Genomic DNA, 23812 nt, shown 5'->3' on the forward strand with positions numbered 1-23812 from the left:
ATGCCCTAGTTTTGGTCACACTCAACTTGGAGTTGTTCCTTTAAGTAGAGTCAATCCCATGCCCATTGCCGTTTTGCGTCCTACTCCTGAGAAGAAGGCAAAGTGAGCCAAAACGTTTGCAATTCTAGCTTGTTGCAAATCGGGAAACTGGTATCTAACCCATCCAACGGAACCCAGCTCAACTGTCCTGTCCAGATTTAGCCGCTGGGATTTAATTTCAAAGTCACAAATCAATCCCGCCCATTGAGTTTTGGGAAACCGTAACTCTTTGGGAGCAAAGGTATTCCAGCGACGCTGTAAACTTCCAAAAACTGAATCGGGCAATGGAACTGGTTGAATGTACCGATTTTGAGCGAGCTTAAAGCTAGTCGGAGAGAGGAACCTTAGTGTTAGCGCTTTTGCGTCTGAAGGCATTTGGGCAAGCAGAGTGTAGTCTGAAGAGCCGACCAGAAAGTGGCTACCTGGCAACATATTGATATCTTTGATAACAAAAGGAAATTTAGAAAGGAGCACTACTTGACTTTCCCACTGCTCTAGCCCTTTCAACAACGGTTCAAGCAGATTTCCATTCAGTAACCCAACCCGAAAGTAGAATTCATCTCCCTCCTGCACAACTCTTCCAAAGCGCTTGCCCATTAGTCCTGAGAGGCTGATGGGAGACTCCTGACTATCATGAATTGCTTGAGAAATTTGTGGTTGTCCTAACTGAAACCATTTCAGAACTTGAGCATGAAGTGCTCGGCTACAGGATAAGGAAAAATCTCCATTGCCCGCAGCCCCGAGTTTAATCACCAATGTCTGCAATGCTGTCGCTTCAAGGTGTGGTAACGAGAGTGTTAGCTCCATAAGCAACTCCTCTTGGCAAACAAATCGTTTCAGGCAAATTCTCTAAGCTTGACCACTCAGACAATTTAGCCCACTGAGCTGGTTTTGAGATCTCCCAATAGTCACCCAACAATTTTGCCTGGCTCACCAGACTAGAAGGTGGCATGACAATCCGGTTATACAGCAATAATCGGGTCGTTTTAGAGAGATCTACAGGATTGAGGGGATGCTCAGAAACATACTCGCCTGCTGCCCTTTGAATTCCACTTTTAGGAATGGGGATGATCTCGACTCGAATTTTCGCTGACCATTTGCCTAGTCTTATCCAGCGGGGGATTCTCGTTTTGGCAGGAGCAATGATGAAGGTTCTGTACTTGCTGCCAACTGCGAGTTCCTTTGCCCGTCCATAGCTGATTGGGTAATTGAGAATATGTCCTCCCGAGCCCAACCGTCTTGATTTTTGATGGTAGAAGGCTTGAGACACATTGAATGTATTGACCTGATATGTCCACTGAAGCGGCAGGGCGGGAAAAACATAAATTCCTTGCTGATTCAGATGTAACAGGTTTTGCTCACTATCAATCTCTAGATACGTAGGACGCTGGGCGACTGCCCCTTCCAATCGATAAGGTCTAGGAATGTAGGCGCTTTCAAATAGCGCATAGCTAAGTGCCCAATTGTGCAGGTATTTTTCTGTCTCATAGAGAGTTCCCATCTCCCGTGAGGCAAAGAAAACATTGTCATGCAAGGTTAAATGGCAAAAATAGAAAACCATTATTCCACCATCCCTCAGATCGAAGAGCCTTGCTGTGCTTTTTTCTTTTCCTCTTTCTTCTTCTCAGGAAAAATTGCTCCGTAGCTTTCACTGTAGATCTGGGTCTGTTGGTAAAGCGTGGTCATAATAAGGCGCTGTTTAACTTCATCCTGATAGATGCCCGTCACTTCTTCGAGCAAGGCATCGAGTTCAGCCCCAAAAATTGTGATGCTGCGAACTGGCTCCTGTTTCAGACAGTTTTTTGCCACCCTTGCTGCCTCATGTCGAAAGTCCTCGATCGTCACGCAAATATCCCCCTTTGCATTCAAGGCATCATATAGCGCTTGTGTGAAATACAAGTTGCTGAAAACTTCACCATCGCAAAAGGCAATACCAACAATGTGATTCATCATCGTCCCGGTTCGGGATTCTTGACCTCCATAGCGGCGCGTGCGAATCAGGTTGCCCAGCACATAAATAAACCCCTCAAATGTGGGATCACGCAGCGTTTCAACACTAGGAAACATCACTTCCGGCAGGACATGGTCTAGATCGTTGATCGAACTTCGCAGTTCTCCCTTTTCACTCATCGTGCCATTTTCTGACGGCGCATTGAAGGTGAAACTGCGGTGGGAAGTTTCATAAGGACTGAGCGAGAACGCTGAGTCTGAGTAGACTTTCGAGCGTTCTGCACCTTTGTCTCCAACCCCGAATCCGTAGATAATACAGTCTGGGCATTTCTTGCACGATTTCTGACTGTTGTATTCGCAAAAGTTGACTTCGCCTTCTACAGCACTGGTTAGTCCTAGCGATCGTAGCAGTTGTCGTCCAACCAGTCGTTCGGGTGTTACTTGCTTGCGCTTGAACATGACCAATCGGTTGATCGATTGCCTAGATTTATCATCTTTGGAATCCAAGCCAGCTTGAGTTCGAGCCGTATTGAGGACACCATCTGTTTGAAACACGGGAAAGGATTGACTGTGACGTACCAGGAAGACATGAACATACTTCCCGGATGCCAGACGGGGAAAAGCCGAATGGAATTGAGGTTTCAATTCTTCTAACACACTCATATCTGTGCTCCTTCAATTTCTTGCTTTTTCGTTTTTGGTTTTGGCTCCTGCATAGCTAGTAAACGATACGCAAACTCTGCACCCGATTTAATTCGGTTACGGTGTTCTTGCAGTAGGGCGCGATCGCCTTTGTACTGAGCTAAAAATAAATCATTGATGCAAGTGGTGACAAATCGTTGAATTGCCTGAATCTCGTTATTGACACGAATCTCAATTGATAAAGACTGATCCATAATCAGGGGGCGTTTGTAGGGTTCCTGTCGCTTCAAAGCGTCATGTAACCGTCCCGATGTCTGTAATATCAGAGTTTCAATTGGCAGATCACTAGGAGTTGAAAGAATCTCCTCTAAAACCTTTAGCAGCGGGAGCACGATCGCGTGGGTTGCTTTCGCTACATGAACTTGGTAGAACGCGCGATATTCCTGGACCAGTCGCTGAGTTAGCTCCAATTGCTGTTCCATGTTTGAATCTCCTGCTGCCCATACTTGAGCAAAGTGCCAGTATCGTTGAACTCTGTCATCCGAAAGACTTTGAAAATGCGAATGAGCAAGGCTAAAAATCGCTGAGACATCAGTTGTTATAGCCTGCACTGTACCGGGAAACAATTGCCAACGAGAGTCAGGGGGATTCGCTTGACAGTCAAGGTGAATACTGTAAGCAATTAGTAGGCGATCGAGCCAATCATTCAGGTGTTTGACCCGTCCCTGGATCTTCTCTTCCAGCCGAATGCTGGTTGGCAAACCCAACAGGCTCCAGAAGCTCGCAGGTCCGTCTATCTTCACTGTTTCGGGGAACTCGCTACTCCTGTTATAAAGTGGTACTGGACTTGCCGTAGCGACTACTTTAATGCCCAGCACAAGTGAGAGCGCCAATACCAAAAAAGCAGGTTCAATCCAAGCCTGTGTCGTCGTTTTACCAGCTGTGGTGGTGTAAGTGATTGCTAGGAAAGGGAGATCACGTTTACCATTATCGTCTGGTCTGGGATCAGACTTCAGCCAAGAGTAGAAGCGCAGGGTATTAGCATTCATCCCGTGTACCTGCCAGAATCGACAAACTTTCCACAAATTGACTCGTTTAAGTTGATTGACTAGGATACGAATCGCTTTTGCGACCTGAGGGGAATGAACCAAACTGGGAAAAAAGTACAGAAAGACAGGTTGTCGCTCTTCCAGCTTGCCTGCGGAAACTGACCAGAAAGACTGCCGCAGAAGCATCTCTAATGACCAGAGTTTAGAAATTCCTCGCTTCAGTTGCCACCCTCCGAGGGGATTCTTGTTGCTATACTGCTGAGGCTTGAATAGCACAACAGAATCTAGCTGGTCTTCTGAGTCAAATTCACTGGAACTGAGGGAGCAAATTGGTTGTTTAGCGGCTTTTGTTTTTGCCGCTACATACGTTGCCAATTCATGTTGAAAGGATGGCGCTGAATTATTCCACCTTGGGAATTCCAAGTACTGAGCTAAGTATTGATTGAAAACCTCACGAGTCGGACTGATTTGAGGTGGAAAAAGTTCTTTCTCTTCAGCCCAGTCCACTAGTTGATTGGCGATCTCCTGAAGCTTGATCGTTACATCATCTGAGTCTAAGTGAGGGTTACTGGCGACGTAATAAGCGGCTGCGTGATACCATCCCCTATTTACCCCGCTTGAGAAGATTTGAGTCTGTTCTGGAGTGATGGCAGATTGAATGCCCAGTTGGTCGAGAACTCGATCGATAAATTCAGGATTAGTCCCAAAAAACTTCTTCTGCAAGAAAAGGATAAATTCTGCAATGCGATCGCTTCTTAGATCCGCCCCACAAGCTAAAAATTCTCGATCTGTTGGATCAAGGTCAAGATTTGCCAGTCGTTTAGGTGTTGCAGGTTCCGTCTCATTCTTGACACAGGCATTAATGACAGTGGGTAGATTCCGAATGAATTGAGCTGGTGAGAATAGCTCCAGCGTTTGAGGCGCAGCTTTCATCCCTTTGCCATCTCGCTTGAAACCAACTTTTCCTCGAAGCATACTGATTGCTAACTGCTCACTAATCTGCTCCCAGATAAAGGTTTGTAGTTTTGAGCAATCAAGCAGTTTGCTGTCAGAGGGAACCAAATAAACGATCCCTTGGGCAAAGAACAGAATGGATTGCCAGTCGAGAGGTTGTACAAAACGCATAATGGCATTGTGGATGCCCTCAGTTAAGAGTCCTGTGCAGGCGCGTACTCGATGATAAGTGAGTTGATGCTGAACACCCAGACGTTTCAAGCATTCTTTTAAGACATTGCCTTCCGGTTTGATGACAATATCAGCGGGATCAGTAAGCTGGGCAGCGATCGCCCCAAACAGAAGCAATGGACGTAGAGGCAACTCTAGGCGATTAGCAGGAATTTTGAGAGCAGTCTTCTTGATTGACAAAGCATGCGGTTGGGTGCTTTGGGTTAAATAAACTATATCTGTCAAATACTCACGCCACTCAGTCCAGAACGCCGCCAGATTTAGTTTGTCTCCAAATGCTCGGTACTGTTTTAGGGTTTCATTAACACCAAGCGTAGGAGGCGAATTATTCTCTCGGCTCTGGCACTTACTGTTGTCATTTTGAAAGATAAGACTCAAGCAAAGCAATCGTTTCTCGTTGTCTGATAGCGCCAATTTTGAGGATAGGAACGGGAACAAGTTCCAGGCAGTCAGCAAACTATTGAGAATGTGAACCAGCAAGCTTTGCTCAGTTTGACTAACATCGTTAGAAACTGGAATCAGACCGAACTCCTGTTCTACAGCAGGTAATACAGTCTCAACATAAGCCAGCAATACTGGATCAATGTCAGACGGTAGAGTTTGAAGTAGAAGAGTCTGGAGTAAGGGCTTCATGGTGAACCCAGTCCTAGGTTAAGACACGACTAATTCCTAAATATTATTACTGGTAAATATTGGGAGAAACTAAAAGAGTAATATTTTGTTCTAATTGTTATTAGGAACAGTATTGCGGCTCACCTAATGAGAAAAGCCGGTTAACCAGGGAGTGAGGCGGAAATCGTTTTGTAGGGCATATATGAACAAGCCAAGTTAGAGCCCTTCAGATGCGCGGATTACTCTCGCCTTTTATACCCAAAACAGCCTGCTGACCAACGATTGTCAAGCTGGATACCTTCATTCAGGTGTGCGAGTGCATCTGGTGATTGATCCTGTTCTAGAGGCAGGACACCGAGGAGTGAAACCGAACGATCTTCACATTGGATTAAACAGAGTTAGGCGGTTGCGATCGTGCTTCAGGTCAATTCTCTCGATGTGACGATGCTAAGGTGCTGAGTCTAATTTCTAGGCATTAGGGGAAAAGTTAGGAGGACTGAAATTGCAAATCGAGGCGATTGGCGATCGAGATCACAATTCCTTTTTTGCGGAGTTCTCCTAGAGCTTTATAGAAGTCTCCATCCCCCAGTTCCCATCGATTACAGAAGGAATCAACTTCAATGGTGGGATTAAGTTTGCCTGGATAGTCGATTTGCAGAGCGAAGAAGAGGTAATCACGATCGCTCGTCAGCAATTTCATCTGGCGGATGCGGAAGAGTTCGTCTCGATCAAGGGGGTAACTGGGGTGAGTTGAATGCGTCATAAAATAACCTGAGATGAAAATCGGCAGAAAACCAAACTGGGCTGGAATCTGGAATATTGCGGCTCTAGTCCTCCCATACGAGCGATCGCCAATCAGACGGAATCAATCCATCTCGCAGCGCGGCAGCGATCATCCCCTGATGGGCAATGCTGGCTCGAAGACAATGGCAGCGGCGACACAGGGTACGCAAATTTCCATCTGCATCTGTACCGCCCTTTGACCGCTCCAAGATGTGATCGATCTGAGCCTCGTTCAGAGGTAGAGAATAGAAAAGCCGATGTTGGCAGTAGGGACCCTGGCAGCGTCCGTTATCTCTGTGCCAGATTCGGGTCCGTGTTGTTTGCCATCCGCTGGACAGCTGTCGTTTAGACGAAGCCATTTTTCACTCCTGATCCCTGCAAAAACCGTGCCTTGCCGAACCTACGCCTAGCCTTGCCGAGGCATACCAAGTCAAGCCGAACTAGCGCCATTCCGTTGAGTTAGACCTCGCTAGCAGAATGGACGTGAAACTGAATAACCTCAAACCGCCCGTAGCCAATCGAGCGTCCGTCTGCGAGTCCAACCAGTTTTCCTGCATCGATTGCAACAGCTTCCATTTCCTGCCTGGAAATAATGGTCTTGTCCCACCACAACGTAAATGAGCATTGCCAACCTAGGGCAGCAGCCACTCGATAGCGAATGTTGTGCCCCCGTGTCGCCACGTTTTTGACGACGCTCATAAAGATATAGACTTCCTGATCAATGTCCTCAGTGGCTTTGAGCGGTTCTTGTGGAAGATAGCGATTCACTAGAATCCGTCGTTCTGGCACTTGCAAGGTGGAAGCCATTTGGCTCAGGAGGCTACTTCTGCCCCGTTTGGTGTATTTAGCCGCATCTCGAAAACAGCCGAAGATATGGGTGGGTAACAGATAGAGTTGCCGTTCGTGAGTGATGAGGACATTGCGCTGCCACTCGGTTGGATCATTCCCGGCAGTTCCACCTCGTTCTCGGCGCTGACCAAAAGATTCAGAAGGATGCAGGTGGTTCCAGAGGAGCGGGCGAGTGCCTTGAATGAGAACGTGCGCATGCAGTTGATTGCCAATCTTAGCTAGAGGGGGCTGGAGAGTCAGTTCGCTCATGTGTTGACCAAGTGAGTTGAGCAGGCGTACTACCTAGCCTTCTATTAAAGATGCCGTCGGTGGGTAGGGCAACTCTCCACCCGCACGGTGCGAGGAATTTACAAAGACTCACATGCTTGAATCGCGATCCCTTCTACACAACTGCTGGCGCAGATCAGCTGGAATTTGCTCGTAATGCTCCCACAGGAAATCGATTTCGGCTAAGCGTCTGAGGTAGATCGGCTCTGGGAGTTGCTTGCTTCGACCCTGTTGAAACCAGCGATCCACTGTGGATTCGGAACAGCTACAGATTTGAGCCATTTGAGCATGAGTCACGTTCCACTTGGCATAGAAGTCAGTTGGGGTGATGCCTAGTTGGCAATGACTGTATAAGTTCAACAAGATATATTCTCTGCGTCCTAGATGTCTCAAGCTCATCGCTGCTGATTCTCCAGAGTGACTTGAGGATGAGTGCCAGTCGTCAGAGGTTCCAAGTCAGCTTCCCAAGCCGTGTCAGTCCTGACCCAACGGCAAGAGGGACTGTGGCAATCCAACCAAATGGTGTACTTCCAAGCCCAGGTCTGTAGGTGGGGAGCCGGGGCGTATTGGATACCTGTGATAGTGCCGAAGTCGAGGGTAGGTTGGGGCCGCCATTGCACCCGCTCTCCAATTTGGAAGTTTGGGGTTGGGAGATGCTCAGGAAAGCCTGTTGGTAGAGCGTTGAGGGGGAGGAAAGACATGACGGCAGGTGAATGCAGCAGTAAGGAGAGCCAAGTGACATCCATCCTACGCCGCTATAGCGCAATAGCGCAAGCGTCATAATGGAAGATTGAGTTTTCAGCCAAAAGCTATGTGACAATTGACCGCACTATTCAAGCAGTAAGGTCAGATGGCACAGGAAAGTCGAGAGGTTCGGGGACGAATTCCCAAGGATTTGAAGATTGCCTTCGAGGTGGCTTGTGTCAGGATGGAGATTACACAAGCAGCTGCCTTAGAAGAGGCGATCCGGGACTGGTTGGTGAAAAAGGGGCTACCCACGAGTGATGAAGGGCAGGGATGAGGAGACAAAAGGCGAAAAATCTTGGAGTATCTTGGAGTATATAGTGAGGATAGAAATGAGTATCGCACCTCAACTACGCTGACTTTCAGCAACAGTTGATATCTAAGTAAGTATCTAAAGCGGGTGGATGCGGAACAGGCGTAAATCGCTCCAGTAGGGTTCTAGATTCGGTAGTTTTAGTTTTAGAAGCGGTAATATCAGGTTCTTTATAACGACTCTCACCATTTCTAAACATTACTTATCTTCATGTATGCCTAGCGGCTAGCAGTTCCTTTGGGAAAGCAGCAGACGATACTCAGATGATTTGCAATCCTTCTTTACAGGAAATTAGGGTGCTCTCTGAGGAAAGGCTTCTACACCAATCAAATATGCCATTAAGGTAAAAAACCTCGTTTATTAGACAACAGCGACTTCGAGTTTCCATTCAAGTGGTTTCCCCAACGAGTGGGAACCAACATCATCACGACTCAGTTTGAGGGTCAAGTTGTCATCTTCAAGTTTCCATTCAATCGGTTTCCCCAACGAGTGGGGACCTAGGTTTCTCTATGCCTGCATTTGCTCTAATTGCAGAAGTTTCCATTAAAGCGGTTTCCCCAGCGAGTGGGGACACGGCGTTGAAAGCGAGCGCTCAACAGTCTGCTACAGTTTCCATTCAAGTGGTTTCCCCAGCGAGTGGGGACCCGAACCATGATAATTGAATGGCTAAACGGAAAGTTGTTTCCATTCAAGTGGTTTCCCCAGCGAGTGAGGACCTACCGAGGGGATGTGCTAGAACTCAATTCGCTTTTGCTGGTTTCCATTCAAGTGGTTTCCCCAACGAGTGGGGACGTACTGGCTAAACAATCAGTCGAGGTTCAGAACGCCGTAGGAGCCATCAAGTTTCCATTCAAGTGGTTTCCCCAGCGAGTGGGGACGCGTGTGAGATTACGTCACTTGACTGCGTGACGTTGAAGAACTTGTTTCCATTCAAGTGGTTTCCCCAGCGAGTGGGGACGCCTTTATTTGCGCCGCCCGCGCCGTCCTTTATCGAGTTTCCATTCAAGTGGTTTCCCCAGCGAGTGGGGACCCAATCAAGAAGATGTACGGCAACATTGTTGTCTTTGGTTTCCATTCAAGTGGTTTCCCCAGCGAGTGGGGACTTCACAGTCAGTATGGGTTAATGATGATGGTACTTTGTTTCCATTCAAGTGGTTTCCCCAGCGAGTGGGGACCTCATCGCTCAATCGGTTGGCGTACCGCTAGCCAAGCTAGGTTTCCATTCAAGTGGTTTCCCCAGCGAGTGGGGACCCGAAACGGCGATCGCGGCTGCAAAGAAAAGCGCCTTTGAGCGAGTTTCCATTCAAGTGGTTTCCCCAGCGAGTGGGGACGGCGCTGCTCCTTCAGCAGGAGCGCCTTCAGCTTCACGTTTCCATTCAAGTGGTTTCCCCAGCGAGTGGGGACACACACAAAAGGATACTCAGATGATTAACTCCAATTTGACTGTTTCCATTCAAGTGGTTTCCCCAGCGAGTGGGGACGGGGTTGAGGCTACAGGTAACACATGCTTCTCGATTGCTGGGTTTCCATTCAAGTGGTTTCCCCAGCGAGTGGGGACTAAAGCCGGACACTACCAGTCAAACATCCACTCTCTTGAGTTTCCATTCAAGTGGTTTCCCCAGCGAGTGGGGACTTGTTAAATCTCACTTTTTATTATTTGTTCAGGATGTTTCCATTCAAGTGGTTTCCCCAGCGAGTGGGGACCCACAACTCAGAATCTCGCGATTGACGGAATCGGTTTCCATTCAAGTGGTTTCCCCAGCGAGTGGGGACGACTCCGGGATACGATCAAAGCTTGCGGAATACAACGGATGTTTCCATTCAAGTGGTTTCCCCAGCGAGTGGGGACACTATGCGACATGCATCTTGAAGACATTGGTGAAGATGTTTCCATTCAAGTGGTTTCCTCAGCGAGTGGGGACTCCTCTGGATTTCGCCCTGCTTCCGGCTTACAGTAATTTGTTTCCATTCAAGCGGTTTCCCCAGCGAGTGGGGATCAAAATGTAAATATTACACAAGGATACTCAGATGATTGTTTCCATTCAAGTGGTTTCCCCAGCGAGTGGGGACCCTGTCAATGCGGTTAGGTTGTGCATTCTACCGGCGGTTTCCATTCAAGTGGTTTCCCCAGCGAGTGAGGACTTGGGGTACAAACAACTTTCGATAAATCACACAAAGTTTCCATTCAAGTGGTTTCCCCAGCGAGTGGGGACTCGATCATCCTTGCCCTATGTATTGCGGTTCACAAGTTTCCATTCAAGTGGTTTCCCCAGCGAGTGGGGACAAATCAAAACGCCGACGCGATCGCTGTCGCCAGAAGAAGTTTCCATTCAAGTGGTTTCCCCAACGAGTGGGGACTTGAGTACATGAATGTTTCTAGAGCTTCGTCTTCGCTGTTTCCATTCAAGTGGTTTCCCCAGCGAGTGGGGACCAGAATTGTTTAAGTCTGCTATCAGTGAGTTAAAAAGTTTCCATTCAAGTGGTTTCCCCAGCGAGTGGGGACCTAATTGAATACTTTGCGCCGAAGCTAAACTCCCTGTTTCCATTCAAGTGGTTTCCCCAGCGAGTGGGGACTTGCGAAATCCGTTCTAGGAGTTGAAACCGTAGACGGCATCAAGTTTCCATTCAAGTGGTTTCCCCAGCGAGTGGGGACTCCTTGCTCGCCCTTCGCATTGGCGCTATCGCTCTCCTCAGGTTTCCATTCAAGTGGTTTCCCCAGCGAGTGGGGACAATCGAGCCTGGTATACGCTGTGGCACGCACTGGTTTTGTTTCCATTCAAGTGGTTTCCCCAGCGAATGGGGACAGAACATTCCCTGCAATCTTGACGATGCGGGCATTTGTTGTTTCCATTCAAGTGGTTTCCCCAGCGAGTGGGGACTAAAACACGGTGTCGAATCATTCTGCAAAGTCAGGTTGCACGAGTTTCCATTCAAGTGGTTTCCCCAGCGAGTGGGGACTGGAACAGGAGAAGTCTCTTGCTGCTTGGGTTGAGAAGGTTGAGGGTTTCCATTCAAGTGGTTTCCCCAGCGAGTGGGGACTTCAATACCTAGAGAACGGTCAATGGAAGGTTTACGAGACTTTTGGAGTTTCCATTCAAGTGGTTTCCCCAGCGAGTGGGGACCAAGCCCGCTAAGCCTGAGCTAGGCGCAGAGTGGGTCATACACACGGATGGGTTTCCATTCAAGTGGTTTCCCCAGCGAGTGGGGACCTAAAAAGTAAACTCCTTCTCCTTTTCTATCAGGAATCCAATAGTTTCCATTCAAGTGGTTTCCCCAGCGAGTGGGGACGTAAATGGGTTGCAATCAACCCAGAGCCTCTCATATAGTTTCCATTCAAGTGGTTTCCCCAGCGAGTGGGGACTTATATCAGTATTAGTCCCCACAAAGCGTAATAGTGTTTCCATTCAAGTGGTTTCCCCAGCGAGTGGGGACCCCAGATTTACGCTTGCACTCTCCGCTTAAATATGCGTTTCCATTCAAGTGGTTTCCCCAGCGAGTGGGGACTGCCTCTATTGAAACCCACACCCCAAGCGTTGTCCAGAAGCAGTTTGCGAGGGATTCATTCTGAACACGGCAAGTTTGCAACTTGTAGCTCATCCAATTTCATAAAACCCTTACCCAGAAAAACATCGAGGGTTGCAACCCTCGATCAAGCACTTCCGCCATTTTCCTTATCCCTCGCACCTATCAATTAAATGATCACCTAAATGATTACCGATCCCGGCACTTGCACCACTGGCAAACCACCCCAAACCTCCACCTGAGCTAGCGTGTGGCGCGACAGCGGGTAAAACCTGAGGCTATCTTCCTCATCCTTCACCCGTTTCTTCAAGCGACGGCGTAGTTCGCCATATTTTTCGGGCGTAAGAACACATTCAAACACACTGTACTGCACTCGTCGCCCATAGCCTTCCAACAGATCAGCAACCTTCTTGCGACGCTTATCGCAGGGAATATCATACGTGACGACATAAAGCAGCATGAGTATAGATAGCGAGCATTAAAGATTAACGGATGAGATAGGGAGAATAGGCTCTAGTCGGGTCATAGACAAACTGCTTGTATGCCTTCACCTGCTGAGTGAGTAAATCCCATCGAGGCTGTTCTTGATCATCGATTTTGAGGTGTTCCTCCATCCGTTGCAAAAATGCCCGCAGGTACTTCCTACGCCCACCGTCATTGAGATAACAACCCCCATCGTGATAGTCAAAATCCTGCTCAACGTTCACAACGCCTCGATTCACCAAATACAACACCAGCGAATCCACGATCGGTGCCTCCTCAATCAAATCAGAAGCCAGCGCCGCATGACGCTCAGATCCTTGGTGCAAACAGGCATGGTACGGATCAAGCCCCCACAGCTCAATCAAACTCAGCAGATGGTTCCAGAGCAGTTGATAGCCAAAACTGAGCATGGCATTTACTAGATTGCCAGGAGGACGACGAGAACGAGCTGTAAACACAAACCCATCTCCGCTTAAACAATCTCCAAACGCAGAGAAATAGCTAGCCGCCCCTGCTCCCTCCAGCCCCATCAGTCGCTCTATCCTATCGGCCTGACCTGCCTGCTGAATCAAATATTCTAGACTTTGAATAGCGAGAGTTATTGCGGCTGACCCTTTACGGCGCTGTTGCCGCAGTAGCAGCACCCGACAGTTTTTTAGCTTTGCTTGGACAATCGTTCGCGCCACCCCAAGCCGCTCTGCTGCTAGCAATTGTTGTTGCTCGCGCGACGGATGGCGGTAGCCCCGCTCGACAGGCAAGATTTTGCCATAACAGTACCCCATACGCGACAAGTAAGCGATCGGGACATCCTGTTGCAAGCACGCCCGGATTACCTGAGTCGTCACTTGGGATTGACCAAAAATCAGAATCTGTTCTAGTAGGGGAAGCTGCACCTGATCCAGGATTGCTTGCCCCTGCTTGATAATGACCTGTTCTTGTTTGAGCGACAAATAACAGCCTTGTTGAGAAACGTAGAGAGTTCGCACAGGAGGATGAGCCAGGAAGAAGGTTTCAATCGAGTAGTCTGTTTTGGTGAGCGATCACCGATCCATTAACGGCGATCAATATCATTTCTGTCGAACTCTGTTCGACGCTGAAGCTGGGAACGAGTAGTTCTTAGCAACTCGATTTGCTGCGAGTCAGTCATCAGATACCGAACAATGCGATCAGCAGCTGTTGCGGTAACGTAGGACGCGATCGTAACGAGCAGCGTGTTAATGATTACCGCTGCTAGCCCAAGCGGCGCAATCAGCAAAATAATCAGCGTGATTGTTCCGTTGACGGCGGCAGTAGAAAGGTTCCGCACTTGGGCAGAGCGAGGAGTAAGGTACATTAATGGTCTCCAGGTATTAAGGGGGCAACGCAGAATACACTCTGATGTTCACCGTTTCCGATCGGCAGGTGGAGGAGCTGAGAAGTTAGTAGGGCTGAAAAGTGAGATCAAGGAGATTGCAAATGTGTTCGTTTAGGAGATCGAGGGGATTGCTCTTAGAAACCCCTGTTACCTGTTTCATTAACTTGCTCAAAGTCGTTAACACCGTTGCTTCGTCTTCAAGGTATGAGACGCCTACAAATCCATGCACCGAGTCGTTGCGAAGATCACAATACTGATTCAACCCTTGAATCAAGGGAATCAACGACGCAAACTGTGGGTAATACTCCAAAATTGCTAACAGCGTATAGCGATTAACCGACTGATCAACGTTCAGCCTATCTCCTCTAGGCAACGTATACTTCTGCAAATGCTGATAGAGGTTCCCTTGATCTATCTGTTTAATGGCTTGCCAAGACTGCATCTGCTGCGATCGCTTGCCTGACACCTGCAACCCTAGTTTGTCCTGTACCAAAAAGTACAAAACCTGCTCTTGTAATCTGAACACGCTGATCAAGAAATCCGAGTATTTCTGCCCTTTCAGCCGAATTAGCGCATTGAAATAGACTTCTTGCAGTAATGCTTTAGTATCCTTCTGCCGTAGGAGAGCAATTTCTTGCAGCCATCGGCAATCAACCCGATCTGCAACCGCACCTAAACAAGAATGGGCTTGATCAAAGTCGAACGAAATGCGGTAGTACCCATACTGCAACAAAGCAGTAATGACCTCTGTAGCAAGCTGACTAGCATTCAGGGTGATCAAAGCACCACTGTAGTTATAGTCCTGGATTTGGCGCTGAATCACCTTTAGGTCAAACTCGTTCTTCAACGTATTCACATCCGTTTTGAACACTCTCGGCTGACCGGCTCGCATCTCCTTGGGGTTCCGCACTTGCCAAACATGGCTTTGCGGAGCATAACCCGCCGCTTGCAACGTACTCCAAGCCGACTTCATCACGGGCGTCCCTGAGGAGGCGTTAAACTCCAATGTGTCTTGTAGACCGAGATACGGCAGCGCTAATTCGATTCCTTGTCGGGCTGCTTGAACTGCCAGCAGCAAATTAACCGGATCTTCAGAAAGAGACTCATCGACTGGAAGAATCGCGATCGAGGATGCGAGTAAATTCGCAGGTGTAGCAGTCAACCATGTTTTGGTATCGCTCGCTCGTTGCTCTGTTGTCGCAGTATGGAGCAAAATGACTCGACTAATGGTGTGTTGCTCAGCCAGTAGATGATTGACTAGAGAAACGATCGATCCTTCCTGCTCAGTGTTGTCAGAAAATGGATCTTGATTCCCCACAAACGAAAGAATGATGCTTGCCATAGCCATGCAGGTCATTGATTTTTTGGGTTTGAAGCTTTTGTCAAACCCAGTTACAGCTAGGTAATTCAGGAGGCGCGATCGCCTAGAAGACTAGAGTTCGGTGATTGCATCTTTCAATTTTTGATGCACGATCGCCATCAAACTGGCTTCTTCTAAAGATTCAAACTCTTTAGGGAGATCTGCCTTTGCAATGAAATTGAGATACGTCAGAATTCGCTTTTCCCAACCAATTGGATCATCCACTTCCCAGTCTTTTAGTAGTTCAGCTTGTGACAAGCCTTGCAATTGATGAAAATTCTTATTGCGCTTTTCTCCAATTCCATCTTCTGAGTTCCAAAATCGATTCAAACCTGATAATTCATAATCAAGCTTTTGAGATCTGAATAAAATATATAAGTCTTCACCGAAAAGAAGTATGCCTTTTGGCTTTTGATCCTTTTCTCCAATATTTTTAAGTTTCTCCGCTAAAGTTAAAAGCTTTTGCTTTAGCTTAGCAAGGCTATTTTTAGGCGTAGTACCGTCCTGTTTGAATTTTGCGTCTTTAAAATAGTCATTAGGAGATTCAAGGATCGAAGGCTGTAGAAAGGCTCTATCATTTTCAATTTCAATGTACTCATAAAATACTTTCTTGCCCCAATTTGAAAATGCTCCTTCAATAGATCGAAAACTATGGAAAAATGCCTCAACAGTGTTGCCTTGCTCTAAACGTATCCAAGCCAAATAAGCCGCTTCATAGGCAGTCCACCACCAAGGCTGCGATCGCTCCTTTAGCTCCTGAGCAAGTTCTTGATCTGACAACTTCTGCAACTCATTTACAAACTCATCAAATTTGGCAAAATTCCACTGAATTGCCGCCTTTAGTAGAATTCGCGTGTGATCGTCTTTCAGGTAGGGTTCAATCAGTGCTTGCACACCTGTATAATCATGACGATTAAGTAGGGTTCTTGCTTCTTGCAAGCGAATTCCCTTGAGATAAGATGAACTTGGCAAAATTTCTGAAGGTCTGATACTTTGCTCACTGCTCACCAAAAATCGGGTGCGATCGCCAAACCTCGCCAAACTTGAAAACTGCACAGCCGAAGAAATAGCTGGAGTACCTGCCTGATGGCTTACATAGATAGCCTGCGGTTCAGTCTTAAATTCTAAGCTTCTGATTTCTTGCTGCACTAAACCCAAAACGGCATCCCAATCATCTAAACCCCGCTCAGAAAGCTGTGGTTTGAGTATAAGTGGTGTAACAATCGCATCCGGAAACTGCTGATGGAAATAACCCTCTAAAATTGGATAAAGCTGACAGGTATCTTGCCAATAGGGACACCGTTTTGTTTCGCGATCGGCTTCGGTGAAAATATTCTCTTGATCGCTCATGAGAACAATAATCTGGTCGATCACAACCTCCCGAGCTTTCAATTCCTGCGTAAAGTCTTGCAAGAGTGGAAGCATCAATATCGGCTGTACTTCATCCGGCAAGAGATCGTAAGCAATACCAAGTACTCGTGCAGGCAACCGATAGGGTTCTCCACTATCGTTGATTGCTCTCGTTGGTTTAAATGGCACTCTAAGAAGTGATTTCTTGATTGCCTGATACCAATCACTCCAATCTTCATCGTTGATCAACTGAACATCACTACTTCCAGTTGTCACTAACCAAACATCCATGATTGATCCTTTACCACAGTCGCTTAAATTCGGTTTCTTGATCCAGGAATCGAAGGAAACTTCTTGCCGTTTCTTGTTCCTTCTCATTTCCCGTAACATTGGGGAAAATCGTTAGTAGTTCAGCATATTGTCCGGTGTTCTTCCAAACATCTTTACCCTCTTGGTTCTGAGTTTTACGGAATTTGGGATACATCCGATGCCACAGCCGACCAATCTGACCCATTTTCCCTGTGAGTTCAGACTGTTTAATTGAAAGTCCTTGCTTGTAGGGCTGGTGCAGCCAATCAATCGCAAGACTATCTTCTTCATCTTCTGCTAGTCGTCCCCACACTTGCACATTGTCTTGATGCCAAGCTTCCCGAATTTCAGGCGTTGGCTTCCCTAGATTTGCAGTTTTTTGCAACCAAGAAAATTCTCTAGCCTTGTCATGGAAAGACTCTAGGAATTTAGTGATTGATGCCAAATCCTCTCTAAACGGAATGTAAAGAGGAAAGGAACGCCTTGTGAATTGCCAATGGCAACCAATCATCTGCCGCTCATAGTCAGAAAAGAAACGGGGATGATAAGCCCGTCGCCAGGATTTGCCAAAGCCTCCCAACAACAAGGCAAATTTCATGAGTCGAATCGTGAACTGTTTTAATTCGTCTCGTTGCTCTTGTCCAAGATCAGATTTCATCAATAGCACATCCAGAATGGCATCCCCTGTTTCATAGATGGGTGCCACATTGTTGCGATTAATGGGCGATCGCCATTCCTCTAACTCTAGATCCGGCGCGCTAAATGAAATTCCTAGCAGTCCGACAGTGGCATCTTCACCCTTACCAATACCGCCCCATAACACCTTGGTTATCTTGTCAGCCGTCCTTTCATCGGTGATGCCGTTAAATAAGCGTCGGGTATGCCCGCGCAGAGCCGCTTTGAAGATATTAGGACGGAATTCACCCTGCCCATTGATCAGTTTGGATGCCTGCCCTTCACCCGACAGTCCAAAGCTCACTAGCTTGTTGCCACTGTGGGTTGCAATCTGACCATAGCCGGCACTGACTCGTGAACCGATCCCTTGCTCTAGCGCAGTTTGCCATACTTTCCAGACCATTTCCCATTGATCATTGGTTAACACTTTTGTACTGGAAATTCCAAACACAAAGGTTGGTTGATGCAGAGAAATTTGGATGAATGCGCTGTGATTTCCTTGATTTTTGCCTTGCCAATCTTCTTGGGGATGCACCACATCTACAAGTGTGTCAGTCAACCATTCAGCATCGTTGGGGTATCCCCCATGAAAGCGCAGTATACCAGGATGCAGTTCTCCATCTTTACCCTTTCCGCCACAGAAATACAGCGCCTCGTCAGCAGGGCAAAGGTGCTTACAGGCTCTTAGAAACGCACCTTTCATACTGGAACCAGGAAAGTAAGCCCAGCCCCGTTCTCCAATGACTGGACGGATCACTCCAGCATCCTGACCACTGTTGGTCACCATGCGCCAGGTGAATTGATATCTACGAGTTTGAATATGCGATTCAAACTGTGGAATGGTTTTCTGGTCACAGGCTTCTTGCCATTGCTGCGCCCAGTCGTAGGCTTGCTGATCGGCTTTTTGACTGGGAATCAATCGCTGAATTTGCGATCGTCCACCCACCTGTGCCTGAAACATCAATGGCACGTAATCATGATCTGGCATGGTGAATTATCTCCCGTTGTTAGGCTTCTTGTAGCGTTGCGTCCACCAAACCAAGCTGTCACAAAGCTCGATGAGAATTGCCAGGGCAATTTTACGCTGTTCAATATCAAATGCCCATAGCTTCTCTGACATAGCTTGAATGGAGCGCGTATCACCAGTCACTTTGTCATTAGGAATGCTAACCCCAGCTTGCTTCATGATTTTGCATAGTGCATCCCATGTTGCTTTCCAGAAATCTGATTTGTCTTTTTCTTTCTGAGACAAGCGTAAATGTTCCCCCCAGAAACGCTCTAGACCGTAAGCAGTGGTAGCTCGCATCTTGTGGCTCTCGCCTAAAACATCTTGATCTCGAAACTTCAGTGTTAATTCCTGGGCAACCCGATCGATTTCGTATAGCTTCCAAGTCATGCGGCTACTCCTTCGCCCTTGAGCGTAATTTGACAATTGCCAAACCCAATCGACTCCAATCCACCCAGGTAAATTTCGCCACTCTGATTTCCGTCTCCAAAGGGCTTCCAGGAATCTTTCGCTTCAGTGTCTCGAACGGCGATCGGGAAGACCATAATTGTTCCTTCGGGTAAAGCTTCGGTATTAAAGAATCCGCCGCCATCCACCCGCTTTTCGTCGTCCTTCAGCCGCACTCGACTTTGACGATACAGCGCCATGTCGTGAATCATGCCGATTTCGTCGTCGCCAACTACCACAGCAGATAGTTCTTCACCATTGGGAAACCAGGCTTTTAAATCCTTTGTTTCCTTCAACTCCAGAAATCCAAAGTTGAAAAAGAGCTTCTTTTTACCTTCTACGTTGAGTGGTTTGAGGGTTGATGACCCGGTGTACTTCTCAGGTATCCTGGTGTTTTTAAGTTCACCGCCCACAATACGCTGATAACGTTTCAGCAGTTTTGGGCAACTGACCCATACGACGGGCTGCCCCGGACAAAATACGGGCAACCATAGCAGCGATGCGTACTCAAACTTCACCACCGATTCCGTTGTTGAATCTGATTCACCCGTTTCTGCCGGAGCACCGTACCAGAAGCTCTCGCCGCCTTTGCCACGCCGCATTTCTGAGCGAAACCGACCTCGAATGGAGCTACCGGGAATAATGCCCGTTTGCGTAAATTGATCTCGAAAAATCAGATTGAGGTTGCCGCTTTCTTCCCCTGCTGTCGCCCCCACATGCAGTGGCGCGAGAGCTTCAATAATTCCGTAGGCTCGCTTGTACATAGCTATTCTCCTTATGCAACACCATCAATTTCAACAGGAAGGCATAGCCCACAACCCAAATGCTTGAGCGGTAAGCCTTCTCTTGGAAACCAGTCTTCTGGGAATTCCCACCAGGTTTTGTCTAGTGGTTTCTTGAACACGTAGACTGTTCCCGGTGGTACGGCATAGCGCCCACGCCCTAATCTGCCTCGCTCGGTTGAGCGCTGACCAATACGGTAACGATATGGAATAGGCTTATCTGTCAGCATCTTCATCCCCTGATTCGGAAATTCAGAATGCTTGGGATAACGATGGGACAAATGGTTGGACCCCCAAACTCCAGGTGAAATCAGAGCACAGGCTTTCTGAATTTTGGTAGTGAGCAATTGATGAACCGTGCTCTCTGAGGAGATTTCCTGGCAGCAAATTTCTACCATGTGCCCTTCTCCGCCAAAGCGATACCAACCATCCGGCAGTGCATAGGTTGATAGATAAACTAAGCAAAAGCCTTCATCCATCTGCACAGCGTTTTCTAGAAATAGACCATGCTTTGGCAAAACATGTCGCTCATCAGACTTCATCTGTGGATGTAGAAACGATACATATTCCCACGGTGCATGGCTCATTTCATGATTCTTCCGAATATCTGAGGTCTTGCGCCGCCATGCATCAATGCTTTGCCAGCGATATTCCCCTTCAATATCTTGTTTTTTTGGATCTCGCTCCCATTGCCGTTGAGCAGTTAGTTTCCACTCATCGTCTTTACCTTCTCCAATAATTCGATGGCGTGGGGTCGGCACATAGAAGGCTTCTGGGTCATCTTGCTTTGCCCAAAAAGGTCCTGAGATGAACAGCTCATGCTTGAGCTTGTCATGGGCAGCAATTTCATTATGTTTATTTTCACTGAAAAAAAGCCCTGCCAAGGTTGCAGCATCTGGAGGAAATTTCGCTCCTGATCGCCCAACCAAGTTTTCAGGAGACAAAAATGCCCCAGCACTGCCGTAGAGAAAACCTAAGGGCGAAACAATGACTAAGTATTTGAACATAACTGCCATCCCACCTGTACTAAATCATTGATCCACTGCACAACAGCAGCATCACTGTTATCACCTGCGATCGCTTTCCACTGGTTTTCCTTCTCTTTGGCTGTCTGGATTTCTTGTCCCAGGTCACCAAAGTAGAGATCAAGCATTGCTAGTGCCAAATCTCGATCAATTGAGTTGTTATTGATCTCGCGGAACTGAATTGCGCGACGTGATTTGAGATGTGCCCAATCGTTGTAAAGATGTGCCCAGTTTTTACCACCAATGCGATCGCTGTAGCGCTCAATGATTTGCAAATGTGCCCAAGGACAGGTCCATTGCACATACTGACCACTATTGAAAACAACTCGAATCGTGACGCGATCGCGCCCTAAACTCTTAGCGTGTTTCTCAGCTTCTCGGCAGTGCTGCAAAATGTCTCGCTGGGGGACGCTATGCCCGGCCCAGACAAATCCAACACTGAATGTCATTTTGAGATGCAAAGCTTCTTGTAAGTCAGCTTGAAGATTTTTCCATTCATCAGGCAGTTCCCGTAACCATTGGAATGCCTCTAACGGTTCAATGGGTTGATCGCGTTTACTTCGATACAGCACTCCTAAGAAGTCATCCCCACCCGCATAGATGACTCGTCCTAGGTCCTGAGAAAATTTCTGCTTAAACGTCCCCCCCCACTCACGCATCGCCAAACTAAACTGCTGAAGGTGTTCATCTCCCTGGTCGCCAGTGAGTTTTTTAAGCTTCTTACCAACTTCGTCACCATCACCCATGAACCATCCGGTCCATCGCCCTTTTTCCATACCTATTTCAGGCATTCGTGCGATCTCAGTAAATCCTTTTTCCAAGGAGAGTATTCCAATTGCATCAGCGATCGCTTCATAGGTCACTAATCGCTTTACCAACTCTGGAACACTCAGTCTTTCGTTAGGTGCAACATATTTACCAAAATTGTCTTGATTAGAGTTTTCAATTTCTTTTAACTTTTTAAGGTCTGGAAACGGCGGTTTAACTAGCCTATCTGGGTTATCTAATCTCCAGGCAAGACGGTAATAAAAGAGTTCCATCTCCTCTTTTTCATCTGGTGTGAGTGCTCGCCCCGGAGTTAGGTGTTCTCTACCAAGACAATGCCAGGCGATCGCGTCCGTTCCACTTAAACTAGAACTTTCGCCAATCCAGTTAATCCCTGTCCAATCGCGCTTCAACTTGCGAGTTTCTAAGTCCTCCATCGCCGCTTTAATCGTGCTTTCAGTAGAATCATCAGGATTGTTTTTGCCCCATCCCACAAATACTTCCCAAGCATGGCTGCCCCAGCGTTCCCACTCACCTTTTTGCTTGCCGATTTGATCGTCCGTCTGCGACCAAAAATACTGGTTTTTTGGGATACCGATGTTGTCTTCGACCCACTCGCGACAAATTCTCAAAATTTCTTGCCATTCTCTTAACAGCGTATTTTGCACAATTTCCCGGGTGAGGTGTCCTTTCACCAGAATTCGGTTAGGCATCCCTTCTTGAACACGAATCAGACCAGGAGAAATAACACTTCCTTTTCCTAGCACCTGTTCAGCTTCTTCAACCAATTTGAAACTCAAGTAGGACAGAATTAGCGAGGCACCGAACAAATCTCGGAGTTTACGCGACTTTTCGATGAAGCCTTGAACTGGGGCAAAGCTGATAACAGTGTATTGAGAAGCAGACTCAGCAGACACAGGCGAACACTCCTTAGCGGCGACACCATTGCAGTACGACTATAGCGAGGGTTCCCAGCCAAATCCTAAAGAAAACAAATATTCATTGCTCCTTTATTAAAAAAGCTGGGAACTTTATCTACATGACATCACGAAGACTAGATAAATAAAAGATCAATATTTTATTTTGCTTGACAATTCTTATGGCAAAAAAGCCTGTTATTCATCCTTATTCTGACCAAGCAGCCTTCGATCGCCTGATGGTATTGCTCACTACCCTGATCAAGCACCCAGGAGTAAGCAGTCGGGATGCCAAACAAGCTCCCCATCAGGATGCCCTGGAAGACTTGCATCAACACATGCAGAGCACTGCCCAAGCCGTGGGCATTCCTTTCTCTGCCTGTGCCTTGCCGACGCTACGCAAGGACCTGGCAACCCTACGGCACTACGGTGTTCTTGATCGCAACCGCTATGACTGGGGCTATTACCTAGGTACGGGGGCGATGGCACAGGAAGACTTACCGTTGGTGCTCAATGCACTTGCATCTCAAGCCACCTATCAGGGTGACGCCCAGGTAAGGCGGCTATACCAGACCCTCAGCCAACGGTTCAAGCGGCTCAATCTGGAAAGTCAAGGACAGTTGTTTTATCCTGTGCGGGCGCATTTCAACCGAGCGATCGTCCATACAGACCCGGATGAAATGCTGCGTAAGCAGGAGAACCGGAACACACTCTTTCACGATCTGGAGACGCTGGAACGGGCGATCGTCCAGGGCTTACCAATTGAGATTTACCTGTCCCGCAACCTTTACGCTGGAAAAGTTAGCTACCGCCAAGTCTATCCACTGCAATTGCTTTACTATGACGTTGCCTGGTATCTCGTCATGGAAGATGTTTCCAACGGACATCTAGCTATTTCTCGGCTGGATCGGTTCACACAATATCTAAGAATTCTGGATGCTACTGGACGTGGATTGGAAGCACAGCACCGAAGCTTACAAGTTACTCATCAGCTTCTGAGAAACGGCTGGGGATTAAATTTGGGAAATCCTGATGAACAACAAATGGAACGACAAGGGACGCTGCCTCTGCTCCCAGTGAAGGTCCGCTTCTTTGCTCCTACTTCTCGATTCATTCAAGAGGGAGAGCGCCGACATATCAAGCAAAAGATTCTGCCTGGACCCAATGATGAGAAAACAGGTGAGCCTGCTTATGTGGACTATGTGGTGAAGTTACCAGAGCGATCGCTGAACGAGTTCAGCTTTTGGGTGTTTCGGCACATGGAGAACGCACAGGTGCTGTCACCGCCAACCTTAGTTGAGAAGCATCAGCAAGCGATTGCTAAGTTAGTGACCCGGTACACTTTACAGGAAAATCTGAATGAGCGTTGCTGAAAGAGCTATGA

21 protein-coding genes and 1 CRISPR repeat array are annotated in these 23812 nt (G+C 47.5%); of the genes, 2 read left to right on the forward strand and 19 right to left on the reverse strand.

Annotation, left to right across the window (positions count from 1 at the left end):
* Window positions 1-21: 21 nt before the first annotated feature.
* The 9 genes from cas6 to AC5I6P_RS22155 all read right to left on the reverse strand — a co-directional run bounded on the left by cas6 (window position 22) and on the right by AC5I6P_RS22155 (window position 8077).
* Window positions 22-846, reverse strand: coding sequence for a CRISPR-associated endoribonuclease Cas6 (gene cas6 / locus AC5I6P_RS22115; RefSeq protein WP_495695926.1), 825 nt, complete (start codon window positions 844-846; stop codon window positions 22-24).
* Window positions 815-1600 (reverse strand): type I-D CRISPR-associated protein Cas5/Csc1, encoded by a 786-nt coding sequence (gene cas5d, locus AC5I6P_RS22120; RefSeq protein WP_495695927.1) that lies wholly within the window; start codon window positions 1598-1600, stop codon window positions 815-817. The genes cas6 and cas5d overlap by 32 nt, the downstream gene beginning before the upstream one ends.
* Before the next feature lie 14 nt (window positions 1601-1614).
* A complete protein-coding gene (gene cas7d, locus AC5I6P_RS22125) occupies window positions 1615-2652 on the reverse strand; it encodes a type I-D CRISPR-associated protein Cas7/Csc2 (RefSeq protein WP_495695928.1) in 1038 nt (345 codons plus the stop codon).
* Window positions 2649-5498 carry a type I-D CRISPR-associated protein Cas10d/Csc3 gene (gene cas10d, locus AC5I6P_RS22130; protein WP_495695929.1) on the reverse strand — a complete coding sequence of 950 codons (2850 nt, stop codon included), beginning with the start codon at window positions 5496-5498 and terminating at the stop codon, window positions 2649-2651. The genes cas7d and cas10d overlap by 4 nt, the downstream gene beginning before the upstream one ends.
* A 466-nt stretch (window positions 5499-5964) precedes the next feature.
* Window positions 5965-6240, reverse strand: coding sequence for a hypothetical protein (locus tag AC5I6P_RS22135; protein WP_495695930.1), 276 nt, complete (start codon window positions 6238-6240; stop codon window positions 5965-5967).
* 64 nt (window positions 6241-6304) lie between these two features.
* A complete protein-coding gene (locus tag AC5I6P_RS22140; protein WP_495695931.1) occupies window positions 6305-6619 on the reverse strand; it encodes an HNH endonuclease in 315 nt (104 codons plus the stop codon).
* Window positions 6620-6719: 100 nt separating this feature from the next.
* Window positions 6720-7358 (reverse strand): hypothetical protein, encoded by a 639-nt coding sequence (locus AC5I6P_RS22145; protein WP_495695932.1) that lies wholly within the window; start codon window positions 7356-7358, stop codon window positions 6720-6722.
* Between the two features lie 108 nt (window positions 7359-7466).
* Window positions 7467-7775 (reverse strand): hypothetical protein, encoded by a 309-nt coding sequence (locus tag AC5I6P_RS22150; protein WP_495695933.1) that lies wholly within the window; start codon window positions 7773-7775, stop codon window positions 7467-7469.
* Window positions 7772-8077: a hypothetical protein gene (locus tag AC5I6P_RS22155; protein WP_495695934.1), complete on the reverse strand. Its 306-nt coding sequence runs from the start codon at window positions 8075-8077 to the stop codon at window positions 7772-7774. The genes AC5I6P_RS22150 and AC5I6P_RS22155 overlap by 4 nt, the downstream gene beginning before the upstream one ends.
* 149 nt (window positions 8078-8226) lie before the next feature.
* On the opposite strand from AC5I6P_RS22155, the gene AC5I6P_RS22160 reads away from it, so the two are divergent.
* Window positions 8227-8397 (forward strand): hypothetical protein, encoded by a 171-nt coding sequence (locus AC5I6P_RS22160; RefSeq protein ID WP_495695935.1) that lies wholly within the window; start codon window positions 8227-8229, stop codon window positions 8395-8397.
* Between the two features lie 416 nt (window positions 8398-8813).
* Window positions 8814-11937: a CRISPR direct-repeat array (repeat unit 36 nt; unit sequence GTTTCCATTCAAGTGGTTTCCCCAGCGAGTGGGGAC).
* Window positions 11938-12136: 199 nt separating this feature from the next.
* On the opposite strand, the gene cas2 is transcribed toward AC5I6P_RS22160, so the two are convergent.
* The 10 genes from cas2 to AC5I6P_RS22210 all read right to left on the reverse strand — a co-directional run bounded on the left by cas2 (window position 12137) and on the right by AC5I6P_RS22210 (window position 22428).
* Complete coding sequence (cas2, locus tag AC5I6P_RS22165) at window positions 12137-12415, reverse strand: CRISPR-associated endonuclease Cas2 (RefSeq protein ID WP_495695936.1); 279 nt, start codon at window positions 12413-12415, stop codon at window positions 12137-12139.
* A gap of 25 nt (window positions 12416-12440) precedes the next feature.
* Window positions 12441-13424: a CRISPR-associated endonuclease Cas1 gene (gene cas1 / locus AC5I6P_RS22170; RefSeq protein WP_495695937.1), complete on the reverse strand. Its 984-nt coding sequence runs from the start codon at window positions 13422-13424 to the stop codon at window positions 12441-12443.
* 65 nt (window positions 13425-13489) lie between these two features.
* Complete coding sequence (csx18, locus tag AC5I6P_RS22175) at window positions 13490-13771, reverse strand: CRISPR-associated protein Csx18 (RefSeq protein WP_495695938.1); 282 nt, start codon at window positions 13769-13771, stop codon at window positions 13490-13492.
* A gap of 85 nt (window positions 13772-13856) precedes the next feature.
* A complete protein-coding gene (locus tag AC5I6P_RS22180; RefSeq protein ID WP_495695939.1) occupies window positions 13857-15134 on the reverse strand; it encodes a hypothetical protein in 1278 nt (425 codons plus the stop codon).
* A gap of 90 nt (window positions 15135-15224) precedes the next feature.
* Window positions 15225-16793: a hypothetical protein gene (locus AC5I6P_RS22185; protein ID WP_495695940.1), complete on the reverse strand. Its 1569-nt coding sequence runs from the start codon at window positions 16791-16793 to the stop codon at window positions 15225-15227.
* Window positions 16794-16803: 10 nt separating this feature from the next.
* Entirely contained in the window at window positions 16804-18474 is a 1671-nt protein-coding gene (locus AC5I6P_RS22190; protein ID WP_495695941.1) for a hypothetical protein, read from the reverse strand.
* A gap of 6 nt (window positions 18475-18480) precedes the next feature.
* Entirely contained in the window at window positions 18481-18882 is a 402-nt protein-coding gene (locus tag AC5I6P_RS22195) for a hypothetical protein (protein ID WP_495695942.1), read from the reverse strand.
* Window positions 18879-19703, reverse strand: coding sequence for a type III-B CRISPR module RAMP protein Cmr4 (cmr4, locus tag AC5I6P_RS22200; RefSeq protein WP_495695943.1), 825 nt, complete (start codon window positions 19701-19703; stop codon window positions 18879-18881). Before cmr4 ends, AC5I6P_RS22195 begins: the two co-directional genes overlap by 4 nt.
* A gap of 11 nt (window positions 19704-19714) precedes the next feature.
* Window positions 19715-20728, reverse strand: a complete 1014-nt coding sequence (locus AC5I6P_RS22205) for a type III-B CRISPR module-associated Cmr3 family protein (protein ID WP_495695944.1) — start codon at window positions 20726-20728, stop codon at window positions 19715-19717.
* Window positions 20713-22428, reverse strand: coding sequence for a Cas10/Cmr2 second palm domain-containing protein (locus AC5I6P_RS22210; protein WP_495695945.1), 1716 nt, complete (start codon window positions 22426-22428; stop codon window positions 20713-20715). The genes AC5I6P_RS22205 and AC5I6P_RS22210 overlap by 16 nt, the downstream gene beginning before the upstream one ends.
* A gap of 182 nt (window positions 22429-22610) precedes the next feature.
* Between AC5I6P_RS22210 and AC5I6P_RS22215 the strand changes: the two genes are divergently transcribed.
* Window positions 22611-23801, forward strand: coding sequence for a helix-turn-helix transcriptional regulator (locus AC5I6P_RS22215; RefSeq protein ID WP_495695946.1), 1191 nt, complete (start codon window positions 22611-22613; stop codon window positions 23799-23801).
* Window positions 23802-23812 lie beyond the last annotated feature (11 nt).

This window comes from Myxacorys sp. (genome assembly GCF_059501405.1).

Excerpts from the sequence above, each read along its gene's own strand:
- cas6 (WP_495695926.1), bottom strand. The coding sequence starts at position 846 with ATGGAGCTAACACTCTCGTTACCACACCTTGAAGCGACAGCATTGCAG.
- cas5d (WP_495695927.1), bottom strand. The coding sequence starts at position 1,600 with ATGGTTTTCTATTTTTGCCATTTAACCTTGCATGACAATGTTTTCTTT.
- cas7d (WP_495695928.1), bottom strand. The coding sequence starts at position 2,652 with ATGAGTGTGTTAGAAGAATTGAAACCTCAATTCCATTCGGCTTTTCCC.
- cas10d (WP_495695929.1), bottom strand. The coding sequence starts at position 5,498 with ATGAAGCCCTTACTCCAGACTCTTCTACTTCAAACTCTACCGTCTGAC.
- AC5I6P_RS22135 (WP_495695930.1), bottom strand. The coding sequence starts at position 6,240 with ATGACGCATTCAACTCACCCCAGTTACCCCCTTGATCGAGACGAACTC.
- AC5I6P_RS22140 (WP_495695931.1), bottom strand. The coding sequence starts at position 6,619 with ATGGCTTCGTCTAAACGACAGCTGTCCAGCGGATGGCAAACAACACGG.
- AC5I6P_RS22145 (WP_495695932.1), bottom strand. The coding sequence starts at position 7,358 with ATGAGCGAACTGACTCTCCAGCCCCCTCTAGCTAAGATTGGCAATCAA.
- AC5I6P_RS22150 (WP_495695933.1), bottom strand. The coding sequence starts at position 7,775 with ATGAGCTTGAGACATCTAGGACGCAGAGAATATATCTTGTTGAACTTA.
- AC5I6P_RS22155 (WP_495695934.1), bottom strand. The coding sequence starts at position 8,077 with ATGTCTTTCCTCCCCCTCAACGCTCTACCAACAGGCTTTCCTGAGCAT.
- AC5I6P_RS22160 (WP_495695935.1), top strand. The coding sequence starts at position 8,227 with ATGGCACAGGAAAGTCGAGAGGTTCGGGGACGAATTCCCAAGGATTTG.
- cas2 (WP_495695936.1), bottom strand. The coding sequence starts at position 12,415 with ATGCTGCTTTATGTCGTCACGTATGATATTCCCTGCGATAAGCGTCGC.
- csx18 (WP_495695938.1), bottom strand. The coding sequence starts at position 13,771 with ATGTACCTTACTCCTCGCTCTGCCCAAGTGCGGAACCTTTCTACTGCC.
- AC5I6P_RS22180 (WP_495695939.1), bottom strand. The coding sequence starts at position 15,134 with ATGGCAAGCATCATTCTTTCGTTTGTGGGGAATCAAGATCCATTTTCT.
- AC5I6P_RS22185 (WP_495695940.1), bottom strand. The coding sequence starts at position 16,793 with ATGGATGTTTGGTTAGTGACAACTGGAAGTAGTGATGTTCAGTTGATC.
- AC5I6P_RS22190 (WP_495695941.1), bottom strand. The coding sequence starts at position 18,474 with ATGCCAGATCATGATTACGTGCCATTGATGTTTCAGGCACAGGTGGGT.
- AC5I6P_RS22195 (WP_495695942.1), bottom strand. The coding sequence starts at position 18,882 with ATGACTTGGAAGCTATACGAAATCGATCGGGTTGCCCAGGAATTAACA.
- cmr4 (WP_495695943.1), bottom strand. The coding sequence starts at position 19,703 with ATGTACAAGCGAGCCTACGGAATTATTGAAGCTCTCGCGCCACTGCAT.
- AC5I6P_RS22205 (WP_495695944.1), bottom strand. The coding sequence starts at position 20,728 with ATGTTCAAATACTTAGTCATTGTTTCGCCCTTAGGTTTTCTCTACGGC.
- AC5I6P_RS22215 (WP_495695946.1), top strand. The coding sequence starts at position 22,611 with ATGGCAAAAAAGCCTGTTATTCATCCTTATTCTGACCAAGCAGCCTTC.